At 53.7% G+C, this 5,852-nt stretch carries 6 protein-coding genes; 2 read left to right on the top strand and 4 right to left on the bottom strand.

Annotation, left to right across the window (positions count from 1 at the left end):
* Both secA and V6D20_03100 read left to right on the top strand, forming a co-directional pair.
* Positions 1-2,502: preprotein translocase subunit SecA (gene secA, locus V6D20_03095; GenBank protein HEY9814780.1), on the top strand; the 2,502-nt coding region annotated here is incomplete at its 5' end.
* Positions 2,503-2,505: 3 nt separating this feature from the next.
* A complete protein-coding gene (locus V6D20_03100; GenBank protein ID HEY9814781.1) occupies positions 2,506-3,204 on the top strand; it encodes a RibD family protein in 699 nt (232 codons plus the stop codon).
* Positions 3,205-3,207: 3 nt separating this feature from the next.
* Here the strand turns inward: V6D20_03100 and V6D20_03105 are convergent, their stop codons facing one another.
* From V6D20_03105 to V6D20_03120, 4 genes are all read right to left on the bottom strand, one after another.
* Positions 3,208-3,936 carry an HpsJ family protein gene (locus V6D20_03105; GenBank protein ID HEY9814782.1) on the bottom strand — a complete coding sequence of 243 codons (729 nt, stop codon included), beginning with the start codon at positions 3,934-3,936 and terminating at the stop codon, positions 3,208-3,210.
* A gap of 56 nt (positions 3,937-3,992) precedes the next feature.
* Entirely contained in the window at positions 3,993-4,688 is a 696-nt protein-coding gene (locus tag V6D20_03110) for a cyanoexosortase A system-associated protein (GenBank protein ID HEY9814783.1), read from the bottom strand.
* Between the two features lie 5 nt (positions 4,689-4,693).
* The gene (crtA, locus tag V6D20_03115) at positions 4,694-5,554 is read right to left on the bottom strand and encodes a cyanoexosortase A (GenBank protein HEY9814784.1); all 861 of its coding nucleotides are present in this window, start codon (positions 5,552-5,554) and stop codon (positions 4,694-4,696) included.
* A 59-nt stretch (positions 5,555-5,613) separates the two neighbouring features.
* Positions 5,614-5,852 (bottom strand): PEP-CTERM sorting domain-containing protein (locus V6D20_03120; protein HEY9814785.1); only part of this gene is annotated, 239 nt, incomplete at its 5' end.

Genomic DNA, 5,852 nt, shown 5'->3' on the forward strand with positions numbered 1-5,852 from the left:
TGGATGGGGCAGGTACACCGATTTTTAGGTCTCTCCGTGGGGCTGATTCAGCAGGGCATGAGTCCGGCTGAGCGGAAGCAGAACTATGCCTGCGATATCACCTACGGCACCAACAGTGAGCTAGGGTTTGACTATCTACGAGATAACATGGCCACCGCCATGCCCGATGTGGTGCAGCGACCATTTAACTACTGCATCATTGATGAAGTAGACTCAGTGCTGATTGACGAAGCCCGCACGCCGCTGATTATTTCTGGGCAGGTAGAACGCCCCAGTGAGAAATATCTCAAGGCTGCTGAGGTGGCCAGTCATTTTTGGCGCTCTAAGCAGGCCGCTCTCCGGGAAGCAGAACAAAAACAGGCGCAAGCAGAGCAGTTGCAAAGTGAGGGCGATCGCGATCAGGCTGCCCAATGTTTCCGCGAATCTCAAAGTGCTCAAGAACGCACCGAATGGTACTACGAAGTAGACGAAAAGGCTCGCAACGTCCTCCTCTCAGACGAAGGCTTTATTGAAGCGGAAAATATGCTGGAGGTGAAGGATCTCTTTGATCCGGATAACCCTTGGGCCCACTATATTTTCAATGCCATCAAGGCCAATGAACTGTTCACCAAAGACGTGAACTACATCGTCCGGGATGGCGAAATTGTGATTGTGGATGAGTTTACCGGACGGGTGATGCCAGGACGGCGTTGGAGCGATGGTCTACACCAAGCTATCGAAGCCAAGGAAGGGGTGGAAATTCAGCCAGAAACCCAAACCCTAGCTACCATTACCTACCAAAACTTCTTCCTGCTCTATCCCAAGCTAGCGGGGATGACCGGCACGGCGAAGACAGAAGAGGCCGAATTTGAAAAAATCTACAACCTAGAAGTGACGATTATTCCTACCAATCGTCCCACTCGCCGCCACGACCTATCGGATGTGGTCTACAAAACCGAAGAGGCTAAGTGGCAGGCGATCGCCCTGGAATGTGCGGAGATGCACGAGCAAGGACGTCCGGTGTTGGTGGGAACCACCAGCGTGGAAAAATCGGAGGTCTTATCCAAGCTGCTGTCTGAGCAAAGCGTTCCCCATAGTCTGCTGAATGCCAAGCCTGAGAACGTCGAGCGAGAATCAGAAATTGTGGCCCAGGCTGGACGTAAGGGCACCGTCACTATCGCCACCAACATGGCGGGGCGTGGAACAGACATCATCCTGGGTGGGAACGCAGACTACATGTCTCGGCTGAAGGTGCGGGAATATTTCATGCCCCGGATTGTCCAGCCTGAGAATGAAGACTCGGTCTCGGTGACCAAGGTGATGGCCGGCGGTCGGGGCAAGGGTCAGGGCTTTACGCCAGGCAAGAAGGCTAAGACCTGGAAGGCATCGCCCCAAATTTTCCCCACTGACCTTTCCCAGGAAGCGGAATCGACCCTCCGAGAGGCTGTGGATTTTGCCGTTGCCACCTACGGCGAGCGATCGCTCTCTGAACTCAAGGCGGAAGACATCATCGCCACGGCGGCCGAAAAAGCGCCCACGGACGATGCGGTGCTGCTGAAGATGCGGGATGCCTGCAATCTCGTGCGCCTAGAGTATGAGCGCTTCACCCATGCAGAACATGATGAGGTGATTAGCCTCGGCGGTCTGCATGTCATTGGAACGGAGCGCCACGAGTCGCGCCGGATTGACAACCAGTTGCGCGGTCGAGCTGGACGGCAGGGCGACCCCGGTTCCACCAAGTTTTTCCTCAGTTTGCAAGATAACCTGCTGCGCATTTTCGGGGGCGATCGCGTCGCCGTCTTGATGAATGCCTTCCGGGTTGAAGAAGATATGCCCATTGAGTCGGGGATGTTGACGCGATCGCTGGAAGGAGCTCAGAAAAAGGTTGAGACCTACTACTACGACATCCGGAAGCAGGTCTTTGAATATGACGAAGTGATGAACAACCAGCGGCGGGCCATCTATGCCGAGCGGCGACGGGTGCTAGAAGGGCAAGACCTGAAAGAACAGGTGATTAAATATGCCGAGCGCACCATGGATGATATTGTCGATGCCTACATCAACCCGGATTTGCCGCCGGAAGAGTGGGATCTGCAAAGCTTGGTGAACAAGTCCAAAGAATTTGTCTATCTGTTGGCGGATCTGGAGCCGGAACAGATTGATGATCTATCCATGGGCGAGATGAAAACCTTCCTGCATGAACAGGTGCGCATCGCCTACGACATGAAGGAAGCTCAGGTGGATCAAATTCAGCCGGGTCTGATGCGCCAAGCAGAGCGATTTTTCATCCTGCAGCAAATTGATACCCTCTGGCGGGAGCATTTGCAGCAAATGGATGCCCTGCGAGAGTCGGTGGGTCTACGCGGCTACGGACAAAAAGATCCGTTGATTGAATATAAGAGCGAGGGCTACGAGCTGTTCCTAGAGATGATGACCTCCATTCGTCGGAATGTGGTCTACTCTCTCTTCCAGTTCCAGCCCCAGGCCCAGCCTGCCCCGAAAAAGTCCTCCGAGGTTGTTTAGGGATTGGCTAGGCTGCCGCAAGTAACCGTCGTTCTAGCTATGAGTGCCGATGGAAAAATTGCCGATGCCCAGCGATCGCCTGCTCGCTTTGGCTCAGAGCGCGATCGCCTACATTTGGAAACTCGCTGGGCTGAGGCTGATGCCGTTCTGATCGGTGCAGGCACCCTGCGTTCCTACGGCACCACCTTGCTCGTCAAGCAACCCCATCTGTTGGCTCAGCGGCAGGAGCGGGGGCAGCCATCCCAGCCGGTGCAGATTGTCTGCTCGGTGTTGGGACAGTTGAACCCGAGCGATCGCTTCTTCTCCCAGCCCATCCGGCGCTGGCTGTTGACTAATGCAATAACGGCACAACAGTGGCGCGATCGCCCTGAGTTTGAGCAGTTCTTTGTCGCCAGTCCCGATCCGGCTACCCCGTTGGATCTTCGGCAAGCGATCGCCTTAATCAGCGATCAGGGTATCCAGAAACTTGTGGTAGGCGGTGGCGGCCAACTCGTCTCATCTCTCCTCGCCGCCGATCTTGTCGATGATCTTTGGTTAACCGTTTGTCCCCTCTTGCTGGGCGGCCGTTGCGCCCCCACGCCCTTAGACGGCAGCGGCTATGCCCAAGCGCTCGCTCCTAGATTGGCATTATTATCCGTGGAAGCGATCGCTGACGAGGTATTTCTCCACTACCAGATTAAGCGTGCATTAGACCAAGGGTAATACCTAATGATCCTCATGCTTACCTCGGGCCCAAGCGGTCGATCGCCAGATATAAACGAGTAAGGTTCCTGCGAGTAACGCTCCCAGATTCCACTGCACAGAATTTTTAAAGAGGGATAGCCTCTGGTTAGCCCGCAATTCGTTATAGTCTTCCGTTAGGCTAGCGCGTCCAGCATTAATCTCATCCCGCAGAAGGTCTTTCACCTGCTCTGGATTATCCAGATTAACCTCTGCCCCTTGGGCTTCTAGAAATGCCAAAATATCTGCGGTGCTCGCCTGATCTAACTGTGCCTCAAGGTTAGCTGCTTCCTCAAGCTGGCGATCGTATTCCGTCGTGGCAGTAACAGCATTTTGATGATTAATGCGAAATGTGTTCACAATACCCAGGGGCATCATCAGGAAAAAGAGCAAGCCCAGCACTAAGCATAGCCAGGACAAAGTATAGATAATCGGACGTTCCCAGGGTTTGCGAAAACTCATCTCGCCAAAGAAAATCAGCAAGAAAGCCAGCAAGAGGACGGGAACTCGCTCCACCAACCCCCCGATCGCCTGAAATTCCCAGGTTGGATTCATCAAGTTTAGGGGTGTGAGAAATGCGACCCAGCTTAAAAACGCTAGCACGAGCAGACCGTAGCCCACCCAGCGAAACGGTGCAATGGACTTGGAGATACTCAGGTTAAACTGCCGCATTCCCTCAATAATTTGAGGTAAATCGTCACTAGAGTTTGCCATAGATCGTTGAATTGATAACCGATTAAGTATAGGCCCATCCTAGAAAAGGCTCTAGGCTACCGCACTGGATAGTGGGCTGCCCACCACCTGTGCCAAGACTGCCAGGCTGCTTGAAGCAGGGCTTGATCCTGGGGTTGGGTGGTCGGCGAGGTTGGGATAGACAACAAGGTCCACAGGCAGCGATAGTCTTCGATGCGTCGTTGTCCCATCAACCATTCTAGGATCTGTACAGCAGATAGACGATTGAGGCGGCGCGTATCTTGAAACTGCTCAGCCGTAATGGTACTGTCGCCATTGACGGCAATGCAGGCCGTGAGGTACAGCTTGTCTTGGGAAGGATCCTGGGCGATCGCATATACATTGTCCCCATTTTGGTAGGGTTGCAGCGTGAGATCGGCAAGCTGGGGTGAATGGGTGGCTAGGAGGGTGGCCACATCCCCATCCGTTGAGGTCAAATACCAAGCGTCTGCCTTGAGAGAGCGATCGCCTTGGCGATAGTTATACTGGGCAGTTGCCATTAAAAAATCGACGTCCGGCAGGGTTACGCTAGGCGCTGTGACCTGCCAATGTCCGTCAGATCCTGATCCCTCAGATCCTGATTCATCAGATCCAGGAACTACATCTGGAAACTCATAGGATGTCGCCGGCGCATACTGGGATTCAGGAGCCAGCATCACCCGCCCAAGAACCACCACGGCACTACCGCATAACAGCACGAGTCCAACGGTTCTCAGTGATTGCAACACCCGCATAGACATCAAAACTGTGTGGGAAGAGATGTATCTGGACGTTCACGACGCAGCAGCAGTAGACAAAATGCGCCAAACATGAACACAGAGGCGATCGCAAAGATCAGCGATCCGGTGCCTTCATGCCAATAGTCAAAGGCTGGTTTGTTGTTGGCGGCGGCCAAAACGGCCATCAGCGCCACCCGAATCGCGTTGACGACAAAACCTAGGGCGATCGCCACGATGGGCGTCAAAACTTTCTTCGGTCGAGATAGCGGAAACACCATCATAAACACCACCGCCAACCCCAGCAGATAGGTCATGGCTTCTACGCCAGAGCAACCTTCATAGACCTGAACGGCACCCCCCGGTAAGCGCACAAATACAGTATCACGAGTTACGTCAAAGCCGGTATACCACAGCAGGAATGCCGAAAACTTAGCGGTCAGGGGCGAAATATCAACGGTTGAGGAGATGATAACTCTCGGAACGCCCAGAAAAAACAGAATCGTTAACTCTCGCCAAAATTGCCGAAGCCCAGAAAACCCAGCCGCCAGTAGTGCTAACCCTAACCCAGCGATAAAGGGCGCAACCCGCACAAAATGATTGAACTGCTCAGGCATGGAAAGGCTATAGGCTAATGTCCAGCCTACAAGCCCACTTCCCAACCAGGTAGCGCCTAGGTTGGACTTCAGGCATAGTTGCCCACAGCGATCTTGAATCAAAGAAGCGATCGCCATGTAAAACAACAGCATCATGCCGACATGATCGGACTCATCTACTCGCCATGTCAGTGTGAGCAAAATAGCCGCAAGGCAGCCTGATAAGCCCATGAGCCAAAACTCAGGCTGCTGGATAGATTTTTGAGATATCCCAGAAAAATGATGCATGGTGCCCCTTGGTGTCAGGGTTTGGATCGTCTCTATCCAAACCCTACCTTCAACCGAATCTAGGCGTTACGTTGGCGACGCTTGAACCATGCTCCGAAGCCAATCGCTAGCCCTGTACCCAAAAGGGTCATGGGTTCAGGCACTTCTTCAATAGGAGGTTGGCTGACCACGGGTTCTTCGACGACTGGCGGCTCTTCGACGAGGGGTGGTTCTTCAACGACGGGCGGTTCTTCAACGACGGGTGGTTCTTCGACGACGGGTGGTTCTTCGACGACGGGTGGTTCTTCGACGACGGGTG

The organism is Candidatus Obscuribacterales bacterium (assembly GCA_036703605.1).
Taxonomy (GTDB): Bacteria; Cyanobacteriota; Cyanobacteriia; order RECH01; family RECH01; genus RECH01.

Bases quoted from the DNA above. Each gene is read 5' to 3' on its own strand.
- V6D20_03110 (HEY9814783.1), bottom strand. From the start codon at position 4,688: ATGCGGGTGTTGCAATCACTGAGAACCGTTGGACTCGTGCTGTTATGC.
- crtA (HEY9814784.1), bottom strand. From the start codon at position 5,554: ATGCATCATTTTTCTGGGATATCTCAAAAATCTATCCAGCAGCCTGAG.
- V6D20_03105 (HEY9814782.1), bottom strand. From the start codon at position 3,936: ATGGCAAACTCTAGTGACGATTTACCTCAAATTATTGAGGGAATGCGG.